The organism is Thiomicrorhabdus sediminis (assembly GCF_005885815.1).
Lineage (GTDB): Bacteria > Pseudomonadota > Gammaproteobacteria > Thiomicrospirales > Thiomicrospiraceae > Thiomicrorhabdus > Thiomicrorhabdus sediminis.
The window spans coordinates 414,419-430,758 of sequence record NZ_CP040602.1 but is presented as its reverse complement, the minus strand read 5'-3'; the positions used below and the strand labels follow the sequence as shown (position 1 = coordinate 430,758).

At 47.5% G+C, this 16,340-nt stretch carries 18 protein-coding genes; 3 read left to right on the top strand and 15 right to left on the bottom strand.

Features of this window, described 5'->3' with window-relative positions; genetic code table 11:
• Positions 1–3: 3 nt before the first annotated feature.
• The 7 genes from FE785_RS01945 to glyQ form a co-directional block, all read right to left on the bottom strand.
• Positions 4–696, bottom strand: coding sequence for an OmpA/MotB family protein (locus tag FE785_RS01945; RefSeq protein WP_138563883.1), 693 nt, complete (start codon positions 694–696; stop codon positions 4–6).
• The gene (locus FE785_RS01940; RefSeq protein ID WP_138563881.1) at positions 693–1,451 is read right to left on the bottom strand and encodes an OmpA/MotB family protein; all 759 of its coding nucleotides are present in this window, start codon (positions 1,449–1,451) and stop codon (positions 693–695) included. Before FE785_RS01940 ends, FE785_RS01945 begins: the two co-directional genes overlap by 4 nt.
• A gap of 2 nt (positions 1,452–1,453) precedes the next feature.
• Positions 1,454–2,278 (bottom strand): motility protein A, encoded by an 825-nt coding sequence (locus tag FE785_RS01935; RefSeq protein ID WP_138563879.1) that lies wholly within the window; start codon positions 2,276–2,278, stop codon positions 1,454–1,456.
• Positions 2,279–2,283: 5 nt separating this feature from the next.
• The gene (locus FE785_RS01930; protein WP_138563877.1) at positions 2,284–3,021 is read right to left on the bottom strand and encodes a lysophospholipid acyltransferase family protein; all 738 of its coding nucleotides are present in this window, start codon (positions 3,019–3,021) and stop codon (positions 2,284–2,286) included.
• Positions 3,018–3,551, bottom strand: a complete 534-nt coding sequence (gene gmhB, locus FE785_RS01925; protein ID WP_138563875.1) for a D-glycero-beta-D-manno-heptose 1,7-bisphosphate 7-phosphatase — start codon at positions 3,549–3,551, stop codon at positions 3,018–3,020. Before gmhB ends, FE785_RS01930 begins: the two co-directional genes overlap by 4 nt.
• Positions 3,552–3,649: 98 nt before the next feature.
• Positions 3,650–5,722 (bottom strand): glycine--tRNA ligase subunit beta, encoded by a 2,073-nt coding sequence (gene glyS / locus FE785_RS01920; protein WP_138563873.1) that lies wholly within the window; start codon positions 5,720–5,722, stop codon positions 3,650–3,652.
• 1 nt (position 5,723) lies between these two features.
• Positions 5,724–6,641 carry a glycine--tRNA ligase subunit alpha gene (glyQ, locus tag FE785_RS01915; protein WP_138563871.1) on the bottom strand — a complete coding sequence of 306 codons (918 nt, stop codon included), beginning with the start codon at positions 6,639–6,641 and terminating at the stop codon, positions 5,724–5,726.
• A gap of 214 nt (positions 6,642–6,855) precedes the next feature.
• Here glyQ and FE785_RS01910 point away from each other — a divergent pair, with 214 nt between their 5' ends.
• From FE785_RS01910 to FE785_RS01900, 3 genes are all read left to right on the top strand, one after another.
• Entirely contained in the window at positions 6,856–7,104 is a 249-nt protein-coding gene (locus FE785_RS01910) for a sulfurtransferase TusA family protein (RefSeq protein ID WP_138563869.1), read from the top strand.
• A gap of 192 nt (positions 7,105–7,296) precedes the next feature.
• Positions 7,297–8,598: a M23 family metallopeptidase gene (locus FE785_RS01905; protein ID WP_138563867.1), complete on the top strand. Its 1,302-nt coding sequence runs from the start codon at positions 7,297–7,299 to the stop codon at positions 8,596–8,598.
• A complete protein-coding gene (locus FE785_RS01900) occupies positions 8,598–9,716 on the top strand; it encodes an anhydro-N-acetylmuramic acid kinase (protein WP_138563865.1) in 1,119 nt (372 codons plus the stop codon). The genes FE785_RS01905 and FE785_RS01900 overlap by 1 nt, the downstream gene beginning before the upstream one ends.
• A gap of 67 nt (positions 9,717–9,783) precedes the next feature.
• Here FE785_RS01900 and FE785_RS01895 read toward each other — a convergent pair whose 3' ends face one another.
• The 8 genes from FE785_RS01895 to csoS2 form a co-directional block, all read right to left on the bottom strand.
• A complete protein-coding gene (locus FE785_RS01895; RefSeq protein WP_138563863.1) occupies positions 9,784–10,941 on the bottom strand; it encodes a citrate synthase in 1,158 nt (385 codons plus the stop codon).
• A gap of 88 nt (positions 10,942–11,029) precedes the next feature.
• Complete coding sequence (erpA, locus tag FE785_RS01890) at positions 11,030–11,371, bottom strand: iron-sulfur cluster insertion protein ErpA (protein ID WP_138563861.1); 342 nt, start codon at positions 11,369–11,371, stop codon at positions 11,030–11,032.
• Positions 11,372–11,504: 133 nt separating this feature from the next.
• Positions 11,505–12,554 (bottom strand): N-acetyl-gamma-glutamyl-phosphate reductase, encoded by a 1,050-nt coding sequence (argC, locus tag FE785_RS01885; RefSeq protein WP_138563859.1) that lies wholly within the window; start codon positions 12,552–12,554, stop codon positions 11,505–11,507.
• A gap of 189 nt (positions 12,555–12,743) precedes the next feature.
• On the bottom strand, positions 12,744–13,007 hold the full coding sequence (locus FE785_RS01880) for a 4a-hydroxytetrahydrobiopterin dehydratase (RefSeq protein ID WP_238696310.1): 264 nt from the start codon (positions 13,005–13,007) through the stop codon (positions 12,744–12,746).
• The gene (locus tag FE785_RS01875) at positions 13,004–13,519 is read right to left on the bottom strand and encodes a ferritin-like domain-containing protein (RefSeq protein ID WP_238696309.1); all 516 of its coding nucleotides are present in this window, start codon (positions 13,517–13,519) and stop codon (positions 13,004–13,006) included. Before FE785_RS01875 ends, FE785_RS01880 begins: the two co-directional genes overlap by 4 nt.
• Positions 13,520–13,612: 93 nt before the next feature.
• Positions 13,613–13,921: an alpha-carboxysome major shell protein CsoS1 gene (locus FE785_RS01870; protein ID WP_138563853.1), complete on the bottom strand. Its 309-nt coding sequence runs from the start codon at positions 13,919–13,921 to the stop codon at positions 13,613–13,615.
• A 25-nt stretch (positions 13,922–13,946) separates the two neighbouring features.
• Positions 13,947–14,234, bottom strand: coding sequence for an alpha-carboxysome major shell protein CsoS1 (locus FE785_RS01865; protein WP_138563851.1), 288 nt, complete (start codon positions 14,232–14,234; stop codon positions 13,947–13,949).
• A gap of 74 nt (positions 14,235–14,308) precedes the next feature.
• Positions 14,309–16,330, bottom strand: coding sequence for an alpha-carboxysome scaffolding protein CsoS2 (csoS2, locus tag FE785_RS01860; RefSeq protein WP_138563849.1), 2,022 nt, complete (start codon positions 16,328–16,330; stop codon positions 14,309–14,311).
• Between the last annotated feature and the right edge of the window lie 10 nt (positions 16,331–16,340).

The following is a 16,340-nucleotide window of genomic DNA, read 5'->3' as shown; positions in this document are numbered from 1 at the left end:
ATATTAAGAACCGTCAGCTTTGGCAAGCTGCTGAAAGCTGGCGTTAATGACAATTTCCACCCGACGATTCTTGGCCTTGCCGATGGCATTGGCATTACTTGCCAGGGGTTGCCAGGGGCCATAACCGCTCACCGAAAATACCGTTACCGGCAAAGCGCTGTATTGATGCAATAACTGCATGACATTCTGCGCCCGCAAAGTACTGAGAAAGAAGTTATTGCGTAACGGTGACAAGGGATCGACCCTATCATTATCGGTGTGTCCTTCTGCATTGATATCAACCCACCAATGCATGCCATCGGCTTTAGCCGAGTCGATAATATGACGCATATCGCTATTATCATGCCAGGCGAAAAGCGGCGTTTGAGTCAACACTTCGGCCAGCGATTTGAGTTGTTGCTGCGCCTTCTGCGTAGGAATATAGCTAGCCGATTCAAAGGCTTCGTCACTGCGTAAGGTCAAGACGATACCACGCACACTGCGTTTGGCCTCAATACTGTCCAATTGTTGTTGTTGAATATTGCTTTCAATCTGCAGGTAACTCTCTGTTATCTGCTGTTCTACCCAACGCTGTAATTTGCTGATCTCCCCCTTATGCAAGGCGATAGTCATAATAAAAAAGGTAATCAGCAGGGTGACCACATCCGCAAAGGCCAATAACCAAGCCGACTTGGCTCGCGCCATAATCAAACTCATAATATCGTCCCCGCCAGTTCCCTCTGCTGCTTAAGCATCGGCTGAATATAGATTTCAATTCGACGGTTGTCGGCAGCATAGACGTCATCCAAGATTGGCTGGAAACTGCCGTAGCCGGCAATAACGAAATGTGAGCGCGTCAATGGCAGATGGATTCGCAGCCAATCCATCATCGCATAGGCGCGGAAGGTACTTAGTTCGATATTATTTTTGAACCTGGCGGTTTGCGCCAGAGGGTGCGCATCGGTATGACCTTCTATACGGATCATCATTTTGACGTCAAAACCGTTGGCTTCAATCGAACTGACCAACTTCATATAGCGTTGACGCAGCGCTTCGATATCGACCTGCTGAAGTACTTCAGCTAGGCTTTGCAAATAAGGCAGATAACGCGGATTGATTTTGGCTTGCGCCGAAGCAAATAGGTTCTGATTGCGAATCAAATTGGGCTTTATGCTGATTCGCACCCCTTTGGTCAGGGTATTTTCCACTTGTAGCCAATCGATTGATTGATCCGCAACGGCGGCCTTTACGTCCATATAGATGGCCTGGGTTAGCTTTTGATGGTCTCTTTTCAGACTAGAGCCTTCAATCTCGATCATACTGATAATGAGGATAAAAAAGGCCAATAAAGAGGTGACTAAGGCGATATAAGTCATCAACCAGCTGCGGGTGCGCTGGATATGCTCGATCGCCGCTGATTCATTGAGGTCTTGTGCAGAGCCACTCAGCGTGAACGTTGACAACCAAGACATTGCTACCTCAGGTTTTCCAGCTTCTGCTGGGTCTTACGGTTAACAAATGCCATCAGGCGCTCTTTCAATAACAGCGTCGGTTCGGATTTTTTAAGCCCGAGAACGCCTTCGATAATCATCTCGTTGCGCATCACCTCGGCATCAGTCAAGACGCGCAATTTACCGGCAATCGGTAAAAACACCAGATTAGAGAACAGTACACCATAAAAGGTAGTCACCAAAGCCAAGCCCATGCCGTTAAGCAAACCGGCGAGCATATCCTGGGTTTGTTCCCCTCCATAAGGCAAGCCGGCACCGCCGACCTGATTAGTCATCATAATAATCAACCCCATCACCGTTCCCATCATCCCGAAGGCCGGTGCATAGGAAGCCATATTGCCATAAACCTCTTGGCAAGAGTAATGACGTAAACGCATATTGATAAGGCGGTTCTGCAGACTCTGCTTGAGCATCCCCAGATCGTTATAAACCAACGTCTCGGTCAAGGCGAAGCGCATAAATTCGTCATCCAGAGAATCTATTTGATTTTCTACCGCCAATAGACCTTTCTGCTTGGATAGGTGACTGAGATGAACCATCTCTTCGATGATATCGACATAGGAAGCCGGCTCAGAACCGATGACCTTAAAAAACCCACGGAAAATACAGCCGACCTGACGTAAAGGATAATTAATGAGAACTGCGGCAAAAGTGCCACCCAAGACCAAAGCCAGTCCTTGCCAATTTAAAAAGGCATAAATGAACTGTCCTTGCTGGTAATCGATCATGCTTAATGACAATATGATTAAGCCGATGATAATGCCTAATAGGGTTGCAAATTTACTCATTTATCTCATTTGTCGGCCTCCTCACGCTTGTCTGCTAAAACAAGGTGCTGACTGAACCAACTCTCTATTTGTTGATTGATCTCGGCCGCAGACATTGCTGAGGCATCTAAGGGCTCGCTGATATAGATATCAACCACCCCTGGTTTTTTGATAAAGCTGTTTTTCGGCCAAACACTGCCGGCATTATGCGCCACAAGATACACCGGTGCGCCCGCCTTGGAAGCGAGCATGGCACCACCGATATTGATTTTGCCGAGTTTGCCGCTAGGCATCCTTGTGCCTTCCGGGAAAACGACCACCCAATCACCATCCTGCAAACGTTGCTGACCTTCTTTCACCAACTGGTTCAATGCTTGCCGACCGGCGCCACGATCAATGGCAATCGGTCTTAACAAAGCCATACCCCAACCAAAAAAAGGAATTTTCAATAACTCTCTTTTCAGCACGTAAGCCTGACGCGGAAAAATCTCCTGCAAAGCAAAGGTTTCCCAAGCCGATTCATGTCTAGCAAGAATTAGGCCCGCTTTATCCGTATTGATATTATCGGCACCATGTACGTTATATTTAATACCGCAAGTAATTTTTACCCACCAAATACAAAAATGGGCCCAGTAGCGCATAAAGTTATAACGTGTCGCAAAAGAGAAAGGTCGAGTAAATTGGCCCAGTAACGAGAACAAAACCAAAGTGGAAACCTGACCTATAGAAAATAGCACAGAACGTAAAAAATAAATCATCTTCATTGTAAAAGCATCTCCACAACGGCATTGAGATCATCAAAAACCGGCACATCTAGCAACTCGTTATCCGCCTTTGCCAGGGTACGCAGACCTTTGCCGGTTTTCACCAGATAAGGCTGCATGCCTTTAGCGCGAGCAACCTGAATATCGGCTAGCGTATCGCCGACCATCGGCATCTTCTCTAAACAACTGCCAAAACGCTGTTCAATCGCCGTCAGCATACCGACCCCCGGTTTACGGGCCGGTGAATTATCGGTTGATAAATAAGGCGCAAAACTCACCCAGTCGACCCCACAATCCACCAATAACGACTGCATTTTTTGATGCATACTCGTTAAGGTGGCACGATCATAATAACCACGCGCGATACCTGACTGATTGGTTGCCACCGCTACCGTCCAACCGGCTTGCTTGAGTTTTTTAATGGCATCCATACTGCCGGCGACCGGCTGCCACTCATCAGCTGATTTAATAAAATCATCCGAATCTTCGTTAATTACACCATCTCTATCCAGAACGATGATTTTTGTCATCTTAAATAAACCCTTATCATTTTGGCAGTGCTTACCCATAGGAAAAATTCATTGCCATAAAAAAACTCCCATTACGGGAGTTTTCTCATTGGTTATTGTTACAGGCGGGAAATATCCGCAACCTCTAAGAACAACTCATAAATCTGATTCAATAACGCCAGACGGTTCTGTTTGACCGCATCGTTATCGGCCATAACCATGACATCGTCAAAGAACTGATCAACCGCTTCACGGATAGTCGCCAACTCGGAAATCGCCGCAACAAAATCACGCTTGGCAATTTGCTCGCTAACGGTTTCACGCAACGCATCCAACTTATCCCAAAGCTGCTGTTCCGCCGCTTCGGCAAACAGCTTAGCATTGACTGTATCGTTGATTTCACCATCGACCTTTTTAAGGATATTGCTGATACGTTTATTGGCCGCACTCAAGCTGGCCGCGCCATCCATTTGCGCGAACTGTTGTACCGCCTCGATACGTTTGGCAAAATCAACCGGGTGTGCCGGACGACAAACGCGTACCGCTTCGAACTGCTCAGCGCTAACACCTTGATCGGCATAATAAGCACGCAGACGAGAGATAATGAAATCATAGATATCATTGACCAGTTCCTCTGTCATCTTGACCTGCTCATGCAGTTTCAAACTGAATTCAATCAATAGGCGCAGATCAAGATCCAGGTTCTTCTCAATCATAATACGCAACAGTCCCAAGGCGGCACGACGCAAAGCAAACGGATCCTTATCACCGGTCGGCACCTGACCGATACCATAGATACCGGTAATGGTATCCAGCTTGTCGGCAATCGCCAAAGCTTGTGCGACGGCTGATGATGGCAAATCATCACCGGCAAAACGTGGTTGATATTGCGCATCGATCGCATCGGCGACCTGCTGATCTTCTTTTTGCTCCATGGCATAATAACGCCCCATCACACCTTGGAGATCTGGAAATTCACCAACCATTTCCGACATCAAGTCGCACTTCGATAAACGAGCGGCACGCTCGGCAATCTGTGATTCCACACCTAATGGCTTGGCGATTTTCACCGTCAAGGTTTCCAGACGCTCAACCTTATCGAACAGGGTTCCCAACTGCTGTTGGAATACGACCGTTTTCAAGCGCGGTAAAAAATCATCCAATGGTTGTTTACGATCCTGATCCCAGAAGAACTTGGCATCCGCCAAACGTGGACGGATCACGCGCTCATTACCGAATTTAACCGATTGCGGATTGGAGCTGGCAATATTGGAAATCGTGATGAAATTAGGCATTAACTTGCCGTTGCCATCGACCATATGGAAATATTTCTGGTGTCCCGCCATTGCCGAAACCAAAGCCTCAGACGGTACCGCCAGGAAAGAGGTCTCAAACTCACCGACCACCGCATTGGGCCATTCGTTCAAGGCGGTAACCTCTTCCAACAGCTCGGCATCAATCACCGCTTCACCACCGGCTTGCTTGGCGACCTGCTCGACCTGTTGTTTGATCGATGCCGAACGTTCTGCAAAATCGGCCAATACATAACCTTGATTGGCTAGTTTGTCGGCATACTCATCGGCATGATTGATAACAATTTCCTGCGGCGCATGGAAACGGTGACCTCTGGTGATGTTGCCGGTCTTATGCCCCAAGATTTCTGCATCGACAACTTCACTGCCCAATAACATCAGCGCCCAATGCACCGGACGCACGAATTCAACATCCCAGCTCCCCCAACGCATACGTTTTGGAATCGGCAATTTGGCCAACGACTGAGCAACGATATTGCCTAAAAGCGCCTTGGCATCCACCCCTTTCTGCTCTAGGTTATAAGCCATCCAGACACCTTTATCGGTATCGATTTCCACCAAGTCTTCAACCTGTGCGCCACAACCACGCATAAAACCTTGCAACGCTTTGGTTGGATTACCGTCTGCATCAAAAGCGGCTTTCTTGGCCGGCCCTTTTCGCTCGACAATCTTGTCCTGCTGCTGAGTTTGCAAGGCATCGATGGTTACCGCTAAACGGCGTGGCGCGGCAAACAATTTGACCTCACCATGTGCCAATTCCGCTTCCGCTAAACCGGCAACAATCCCGTCGGCAAAGGCTTGCGATAATTTTTTCAATGCTTTTGGCGGCAACTCTTCGGTACCGATTTCAACTAAAAATGCTTCTGTGTTCATTGTCATCTTATTTTGCCTCCTCTTTTACCAACGGGAAGCCAAGCGCTTCTCGACCTTCGTAATATGACTGCGCAATCTGACGCGCCATAGTACGGACACGACCGATAAAGCGCGCTCGCTCGGTTACACTGATGGCATGACGTGCATCCAACATATTGAAGGCATGGGAGGCTTTTAATACCTGTTCATAAGCCGGTAGAGGCAGTTTTGCTTCAACCAGCTCGCTAAAAATCTGTTCGCATTCATCAAAGGTTCTAAACAGAATCTCTGTATCGGCCTTTTCAAAGTTATAGGTCGACATTTCCACTTCGTTTTGGTGGAACACATCACCATAGGTCACCTTACCACCTGGACCATCTACCCAAGTCAGGTCATAAACCGAATCCACACCCTGCAAATACATGGCGATGCGCTCAAGACCATAGGTGATTTCACCAGTCACCGGACGACATTCCAGTCCGCCGACCTGCTGGAAATAAGTGAACTGTGTCACTTCCATACCGTTCATCCAGACTTCCCAGCCAAGCCCCCAGGCACCCAAAGTTGGCGACTCCCAATTGTCTTCAACAAAACGGATATCGTGCTCTAGTGGATCAATGCCCATCTTTTTCAAAGATTCGAGATAAAGCTCCTGAATATTGTCAGGAGACGGCTTGAGCATGACTTGGAACTGGTAGTAGTGCTGCAGACGGTTCGGATTTTCGCCGTAACGACCGTCAGTCGGACGACGACATGGCTGAACATAAGCGGCACGCCAAGGCTCAGGCCCTACCGCGCGAAGAAATGTAGATGGATGGAAAGTCCCTGCTCCCATTTCATTATCGTAAGGCTGCATTACCACACAACCCTGCTCTGCCCAGAAAGCTTGCAAGGTCTGTATCAAACCTTGGAAAGTGCGAATATCCGTTGCTGCATTTGCCGACACTATGAAAAACCTCTTTAGAATTCTTAAATACGGAGTTTGTCACTTGATTGAACTCTTAGCCATCAAGTCCGAAAAAATGTCGTCAATTATAACTTATTTTGTGCCGTGAAAAGACCAGAAAAAACATGAAATTCACGCTTTTCAGGCTAAAATAGACGAATTCATTTAAAGATTCATGGTGATTGATAAATCTCCAGCACAGGGTTGCTTAACAATGACAGAAAATAGTGAACAAATCATGCGAATCGACGCTAAAGGATTGAAATGCCCGATGCCGGTAATTAAACTGCAGCAACAGGTTAGGAGCTGCACTAAAGGCAGCAAAATCTGCATTAGCTGTACCGATAGTGGCGCAGAAAAAGACATTGCTTCATGGGTAAAGGTAAACAAGCACATCTGGCTCGATTGCACCGCTACCGATTATGGTTGTGATATCTGCATTGAGGTGGCTGGCCGTAACTAAAACCGTCAACAAAATTTTAGTTAAAACTTAGTACTTTTTTAGCGACAGCCGTAGCCAAGCCGGGGTGATTCGTTATAATGACGGATGAACTTAAATGATTTTCTGGTTAACGCCAGCTCAGTTTGTTGATCCCCATAACGTACAAACTCTGCGTATTTCTTTAAAGAAAAGAGGCTTTGTTGAAAGTTTAAAATGAGAACCTTGCTCAAAAATACAACCCTGCACAAACTTCTTATCAGTTTTATTCTGATATTTACCGTTATTATTTTCTTGCCTACCAGCTCTATAGCCAACCTGCCGGCAAAAACTATCAACCTGCCTCTACCGCCATTAGCCAAAGATGAAGCCGACAAGACTGCGCAAACCTTTCAGGACCCAACAGAAAATTGGCAACAGCATAAGATCAAAATCCGCCCGAACGACTCCTTGAGCACGGCATTGGAAAAAATCAATATCGGCGCCACCACGGTATATAAAATTGCCCGCACGAAAAACAGCAAACTGATTACCGATTTAAAGGTCGGCGATGAACTGACCGTATGGATCGATAGCGACCAACAACTGCAAAAAATCCTTTACCCTAAGACACAAACCGTCTCTTATGAGCTGGTGAAAACCGAGAACGGTTACTTTATTGATGAAAAGGTTTCCGATGTCGAAATTCGTACCGAAACGGCCTATGGAAAAATCGAAGGCGCATTTTATCTTGCCGCTGAGCGAGCAGGCCTAAGCGCAAAAAGCATTATGCAGCTGGCCGATATGTTCGCTTGGGATATCGACTTTATTCGCGAGTTCTACAAGGGTGATACCTTTAAGGTCATTTATGAAACGCGCTACCTAAATGGTGAATATATTGGCGACGGCGACATTCTGGCTGCGCAAATCACCACCAATGGCGGTCGTGAAACTCATAATGGCTTCATCCTTCGTGACAAGGACAAGGTTATCGGCTTTTATGACGACAACGGCAAAAACCTGAAAAAAGCCTTTCTGCGCAACCCGGTTGATTATGTGCGCATAACCTCCAAATTCAACCCTAAACGCTTCCACCCGGTATTGAAAAAGTGGCGTTCACACCGTGGTGTCGATTACGGCGGCCCTAAAGGCACACCGATCCGTGCCACAGGTAGCGGTAAAATCATTACCCGCGGCTGGGGTAACGGCTATGGTAATCACGTCAAAATTCAACATGCCGGTAAATACATGACCGTGTACGGCCACCTTTCTAAGTTTGGTAAATTCAAGCGTGGTCAGTATGTGAAACAGGGCGATGTCATCGGTTATATGGGGATGACGGGCTTGGCAACCGGCGTACATCTGCATTATGAATTCCGTATCAACGGTAAACACGTTGACCCATTGAAAATGAAATTCCCGGCTGCCAATCCGGTGGCGGCAAAATATAAACAGCGTTTTAAACAGAACAGCCGCTTTTTGCTGTCTCAGCTGGATCGAATTGATGGCCAAACCTATATCGCCAAAGGTTTTGAATAATGGCTAACCCTGACAGTAAGCTTTTTATCGGTTTAATGTCAGGCACCAGTGCAGACGGCATTGATAGTGCCTTGGTACATATTGATGACGCTCATATCGAGCTGATCGAGTTTGCCACCTACCCTTTAAGCACGGCTTTAAAAGACCAGCTGTTGAAGCTTAATCAAAACTGCGAAATCAGTCTAGAAACCTTGTGTCAGCTGCAATACAGTGTTGCCAATGAATTTGCCGCAGCGACGCAAACATTACTTAAACAAAACCGGCTCGACAAATCTGATATCTGTGCCATCGGCAGCCACGGCCAAACCATTTACCACGCCCCACATATTCCGATGACGTTACAAATTGGCCATCCGGCGATTATCGCAAAGCAGACCGGCATTCAAGTAGCCGGTGATTTTCGTGTCGACGACATGGCTTTAGGCGGTCAAGGCGCTCCTTTTGCCCCGGCCTTTCATCAGGCATTATTCAGCCAAATGCATGATACTTTTGTCGTCAATATTGGCGGCATTGCCAATATCAGTTTTCTGCCGGGAATGAATAACCATCAACCAATCATCGGTTGGGATTGCGGCCCGGGCAATTGCCTGATGGATGAATTAAGCCAGCGTGAATTTGCCCAATCCTATGATGCCGATGGCGCCATTGCGCAGCAAGGCCGGGTCAATTCAGCGTTACTAACGCTTTGTTTAGCTGATAGCTACTTTGCACAGAACTATCCGAAAAGCACGGGGCGAGATCTATTCAATTGGCAATGGTTGCAACACAAACTCGATCAGTTAGACAGGATTTCCAACCTAGACATTATGGCAACCCTGGCAGAACTGACCGCGAAGACGATCAGCCAAGATATCGAACGCCTGCCCAGTGATCGAACAGGCAATATCATTATTAGTGGAGGTGGTGCCTACAACCCTTATCTAATGGCGCGCTTACAACAATTTTTACCAAGCTTTAAAGTGATTAGCTCCGATCAGCTGGATATCGCTGCCGATGCCATTGAAGCGATGATGTGTGCCTGGCTCGCCCAGCAACGTATCGAGCTGCAAAGCGTCCCCCTTGCCAGTGTTACCGGTGCACAACGTAATGCTGTTTTAGGAGGTTTGTGGCATCCTTAAGCCGCTAAAAGATTGCCGCTATAAAAAAGGCTCCATCTGGAGCCTTTTTATTAACCATACTTAACTATCATTCACGCTCAGCAAGCGGAATATAACAAGCCTTACCTGATCCGGTATAAACCTGAGTCGGTCTGAAGATCTTATTGTTCTGCAGCTGTTCACGCCAGTGTGCCATCCATCCCGCAGAACGCGCCACCGCAAAGATCGGCGTAAACAGGCCTGGATCAAAGCCCATTTCCTTATAAAGGATGCCTGAATAGAAATCGACGTTTGGATACACGCCTTTATGACCGAGCAGCTCTTCACACACACGTTCGACTTCCATGGCGGTTTCAAACGCGGCACTTAACTCGCCGGCACCGGATTTCTTTTCCAATAATTCCATAGACAGTTTTTGCAGAATGGTAGCACGTGGATCTTTGGTCTTATATTCACGGTGCCCCATTCCCCAGATCACCTTTTTATCGGCAAGACGTTGCTCGATATAAGGACGCGCTTTCTCAGGCGTGCCGATCTCATCCAGCATCTCGATCACCTTCTGGTTGGCACCACCGTGTAACGGGCCTGATAAAGAAGCAATCGCCGATGAGATTACCGAACAAGGGTTGGCCAGTGTCGAACCGGTAACCATAGTGGTAAAGGTCGATGCATTAATGGTGTGCTCGGCATGCAAGATCAGAATCGCATCCAGCAGTCGAGCCCAATCCTTGTCAGGCTCCTCCCCGGTCACCATATACAAAAAGTTTTCCGCATAGTTCAGATCTTTACGTGGCTCAATTGGGTCAAAGCCATTGCGCATATGCTCCCAATTGGCTACAAGAGTCCCCATATGGGCGATGATTTTCACCGTTACATCATTTATGTAGTCCTGGTTTTCCGAACCGCCTTTCATGTACTCGGTACTAGGATAGAAACTCGCCAGACTGGCAACCACCACCTGCAGCATGTGCATTGGGTGAGTGGTAGTCGGCAAGTTCTTCATGATTTCACGAATATTGTATTTAACGCGGCGATTTTCACGTAACAGCTTATCAAAGGTGGTCAATTCATCAGCGGTAGGCAAATGACCAAACAATAACAACAGGGTGGTTTCTTCAAATGTTGAATGTTCTGCCAACTCTTGAATATCAAAGCCTCTATATGTCAATAGCCCTTGTTGACCATCAATATAGGAAATTTTCGATTCAGTCGCTGGTACACCAGCAAGTCCTGGAATATATTGCATTGCATTGCCCTAAAATAATTCGCCCCAGACACAGTCCAGGGCGCTAATGTTGATTTCTTTAACTGTTTAAACGTCTTATGGTTAGCGGTTAAACACTAAATGACGAACCACATCCACAGGTTGTTGTCGCATTTGGGTTTTCAATCACAAAACGCGCGCCCTGCAGGTCTTCTAGATAGTCGATTTTGGCACCAACCAAGTACTGGAAGCTCATAGGATCAACCAGCAAAGTCACACCATCACGAGTGACTACGGTATCATCATCCGCTTGCGATTCATCGAAAGTGAATCCGTATGAGAAACCGGAACAACCACCGCCTGTGATATAAACACGCAGTTTAAGGTTCGGGTTCTGCTCATCTTCAATCAAGCCACTGACTTTTAAAGCCGCCGCTTCTGTGAAATTTAATGGTTGTGGAATATCAGACATTTCTGCTTCCTTTTTATTCTAGATCGCGGTGACCATATCAAAATATGCCTAGCGATCAATTTAATGTAGCAAGATGAATATTATAGCAATAAACACATAAAAACGCTGTTAGCATTTGAGAACTTGCCAATCTTTAAGGTAATAAAGCGACCTGGTTCAAACCACTGTTTTCCGGCAGACCGAAAAGAATATTCATATTCTGAACCGCTTGCCCCGCTGCACCTTTAACCAAGTTATCAATCACCGAAGTCACCACGACCTTATTACTCCCCGGTGGACGATACACGGCCATACGGCACATATTGGACCCCTTGACCATACGCGTCTCAGGTAAACTGCCGGCTGGCATAACATCGACAAAAGTCTCATCCGCATAGCACTCTTCAAACAGCGTCTGCAACTGATCTTGGCCCATATCAGTTTTAAGGTTGGCATAAACGGAAGATTCCATACCACGAATCATCGGTACCAAATGCGGTACGAAAGTCAGCCCGATGTTTTGCTCCGCCATCTGCATTAGTTTATCCTGCATCTCGGGAAGATGACGATGCCCTGCTACACCATAAGCCTTAAAGCTTTCACTCATTTCAGCACCCAACATGGCAACATTGGCGCCACGACCGGCCCCGCTAACACCCGATTTACCATCGGCGACAATATCACTGACATCAATCAGGTCGTGATCAATCAACGGTTTCAATGCCAAAAGAATGCTGGTTGGATAACAGCCCGGATTGGCAATGATGTTCGCTTGTTTGACTTGCTCACGGAAAACCTCCGGCAAACCATAGGCAACCTGTGGCATCAAATCCTCACAAGTGTGTTCCAGGCCATACCATTTGCTCCAGACGGCCAAGTCATTGATACGGAAATCCGCGGCCAGATCGATCACCTTAACACCGGCTGCCGTCAATTCGTGCGCCATACTCATCGCCACGCCGTGCGGAGTCGCAAAAAACACCACATCACACGCCTGCAACACTTCTACCGTTGGTTCGGAAAAAGCCAGGTCATAGATACCACGCAGATTGGGGTACATATCCGCCACCTTAACACCCGACTCACTTCGTGAAGTAATCGCGACGACTTGTGCCTGATTATGATTGGCTAGAATTCTTAAAAGCTCGACACCGGTATAACCTGTCCCACCGACAATACCGATTTTGACTGTAGTTTGTTCCATGAAATTTCCTATTGAAAATAGCTGACTGCACAGCAACTTCTTAATAGCGACTATTCTAACACGTACACCCAGTTAAACCCATTATCGATAACACTCAGAAAGGCTCTTAAAATAAATTTCAGGCAAAAAAAAACCCAAGACTAAGCTTGGGTTTTTAAGATCCAGGAATAAATCCTAAATCAGGCTGCGCTAACTTGTAGTGGTAACAAGTGAATCATAAACCTTATCAAATGAACTTTGCAGTTCAAAATCTATATCCATTAACTCACCAGTTTTTGCATAAATAATCATGGACACATGTTGTTTAGAAAAACTGATATTAGGATGATGTTCTAGTTGCTCCGCGATTTCAGCAGTCTGATCAAGAAATTCACGAAGAATCTCGAAACTGTCAAACTCAAAGCGGGCCTCTAAACTAGCCGGTTTCGACTTTTGTTTCCATCTATCGTTCACACAAAGCTCCCGTAAGGCTGTTGCTGCTGACTCATCGTCTGATAATACTCTTGAATCCAAGAGTTGACTCTCATCAACTGCGCCTGCTCTTCTTCCAATAATCGGCTGAATAGAGCATGATCTTGCTGAGCCCCTACATTGGCACAGTAATTGGTCGCTTCCGCATACAGATTGATCAAAGCGACTTCGCGCTCTTCACAAGTACGTAAAGCTTCAATCACATTATTCGATACTCCCGCAGGACGTAAAATACTGCCTGACGGTAGAGCACCTTGTGCCACCATACGGTCTGTAATCAGATTCGCATGTTGGAACTCTTCGTTCGCCAAGGTGACAAAACCTTCAGCGAAACTCATTTCATTACGGAACTTTGACAAGGACGCTTGCGCGAGGTAATGCTGACCAGCGGAAAACTCCATGCTCAACGCACGCCCCAAATAACCCAAAATCTGTCCGTTCGCAGGAACGTTCTGATATTGAGGTACTTGAGGATGTGCACCGGCACCTGGCATAACATTTCCTGGTATTCTTGACGAATATTGCATGCTCCCTCCTAATATCCGAGACAATCACTCAAACGAGCGATCGTTTCAGACTTCCGTTTATTAGCTACGGCTCGCTGAGTTACCACCAGCAGTAAGAACTGGCTCAACTTCTTTGTGAGGACGTGCAATGATGTGCGCAGCAACAAGACCGTCACCAACGCGCTCACACGCATCAGCACCAGCGCGAACTGCAGCGTTTACCGCACCAGTTTCACCACGAACCATTACAGTAACGTAACCGCCACCTACGAACTCACGGCTTACTAGACGTACTTCTGCCGCTTTGGTCATCGCATCAGCTGCTTCGATAGCTGGTACTAGACCACGTGTTTCAATCATTCCTAAAGCAATACCGTATTCAGTACTCATTACTTTCTCCTTAAATCAACAACGATTACTTAGCAGCCAATACTGGCTCAACTTCTTTGTGAGGACGTGCAATGATGTGCGCAGCAACAAGACCGTCACCAACGCGCTCACACGCATCAGCACCAGCGCGAACTGCAGCGTTTACCGCACCAGTTTCACCACGAACCATTACAGTAACGTAACCGCCACCTACGAACTCACGGCTTACTAGACGTACTTCTGCCGCTTTAGTCATCGCATCAGCTGCTTCGATAGCTGGTACTAGACCACGTGTTTCAATCATTCCTAAAGCAATACCGTATTCAGTACTCATAACTTTTCTCCTTAGAATTTCTTCTCAATTTGGTTCACACTCTAGTGTTTATGTTTAACCAGAGCGTGTAATCTTTATGCTCTTGCGCCACCGGATAGAGTGACTTTTGCGCCTACATTTGTGTTACCAGATGAACCCGTAATTGGGCTTTGTGGAACTTCTTCCATCGATGCTGGACGATACTGGCTAGCACCCATAGGAGCTTGACCTTTAGTACCGCGCAAAGATGAGTTACGCTGTGCAGCCCAAGGACCTTCTGTTCCAGTCACTTTGCTACCGCGATCCCAACCGTCACCGGTAATTCTTGAAGCTTGCTGCTCTACTGGTGCTTCCTGTACAGGAGCTGCCATTGGAGCGGCTTGCATAGCACTGTTCATCATCTGCGGAAAGTCAGACTGACCAGGTTGCGCAGCATTCGCTGAATCACAAACCATTGCTGTCTGGTCGTTTCCCTGATAATGCGTACCAGATACTAATGTACACGCGCCTTTCTGCGCACCTGTTAACCCTACTGGACCTGGCTGAACGCCTGATACCGCATGGTTAATACCTTGTCTCATACGTTGCTGAGCTTCTTGCTGCTGTTCAGCAGAACAAGTTGCTAGCTGTTCAGTACCCATATAAGACGTACCGGTAACCGCTTTACATGAACCGGCTTCTGCACCAGTCATGTTGTTATCGTAACCACCACTACGGTCACCCGTAATTGACTGGCCTCTTGAAGTACCAGAAGTCGTTACTTTATTTGCGGTAGATGCCGCCGGCTTATCACAATATTCCTGTGCTTCTTCAGCGCTCTGGTAACCTGTGCCGCTGACGTTCTTACAAACGCCTTTCTCACTACCGGTCACATTCTCTAAACGACCCACTTGCGTGCCCGTTGTCGTCATGCCCATCGCTGTCTTCGAAGCCACCACCTTTTCAGGGGCGCTGTTCGGACGCAATGTCACTGACTGTGACTTGTAGCTATCGCCACCGGTTACTTTTGAACCTGTATTGGCCTGTGATGGCTGACTCATTACTGAGAAACCAGTCGAAGCCGCCTTAGTCGGGGCTTGTCCACCACAGAATAACGCGCTTTGGTCCGCAGGAAGATATTCAGAACCGGTTACGGCTGAACATGTACCAGATTCATCACCTGTTACACTCTTCGAACGACCTACCTCATTTCCACTAATGGTCTGACCACGAGTCGTCTGAGTTTGCGTTACTTTCGCAGGCTTCGCATTAGGTGTCGAGTCGCAGTTGTTCGCGAACTCTTCCGTTCCTAAATACTCGGTCCCGCTGACCAATTGGCACGCGCCGGTTTCTGCACCCGTCATGGCCTTACGACCTTGACCGACTTGCGTTCCAGAAACACGTTGTCCGCTAAGCGTATTCGACTCACCCACCTTTTCAGGTGCTGTGCGTGACGCTTTCGACTGTCGAGATTTCTTTGAGCTCGCCGTTTCGGCTGTTGCACATCCCGCTTTACCACGGCTGCAACGTTCGGCTCGAATCTTTCTCGCAATCTCACGGGTAGACGCATCTGGATTCGCCATCTTGGCTAGAGCACCAGACTGTGTACCTTTTGATTTATAAGCACTTTGACCAGCCTTTCCTTTCGCACCGGCTTTACGCCATGCACGCGCCATGCTGCGTCCACTGGATTCTGATGACTTCGCTTCCGCTTTCACCGCAACCTTACTGTCCGTTGGACGAGTAGGTGTGCTTGTGGCTACTGGCTTACGCTCTGACACTTCAACTAGTGGCTCACGATCCTGACGGGCTTTCGCCTTAGGATGTGGGTTGGTCGAACTTTGTGTTCGTGACACTTTTCCGGATTTTAACTGCTGTCGTTTCTGCTTCGCCGCTTTTCGTCCGGCTGCTGACGCGCTTTCTACTGGCGCGGTCGCAACACGAACGGCTGGACGAGTTACAGGTGACTTAGCAGCTGTAGGTTGTGCCACTGGGGCACTCGCTACTGGCGCAACTGGTTCAGGACGACGCTTCGCCGACACAGGCGATGAAGTACGTGCTGTTTTACCACGCTTCATTCCTTGACGGTGAGCTCGTGCTGCTTCGCGCCCGCTTTGCGTTGGAGTTGTTCCACTCATGCTAAAGCCT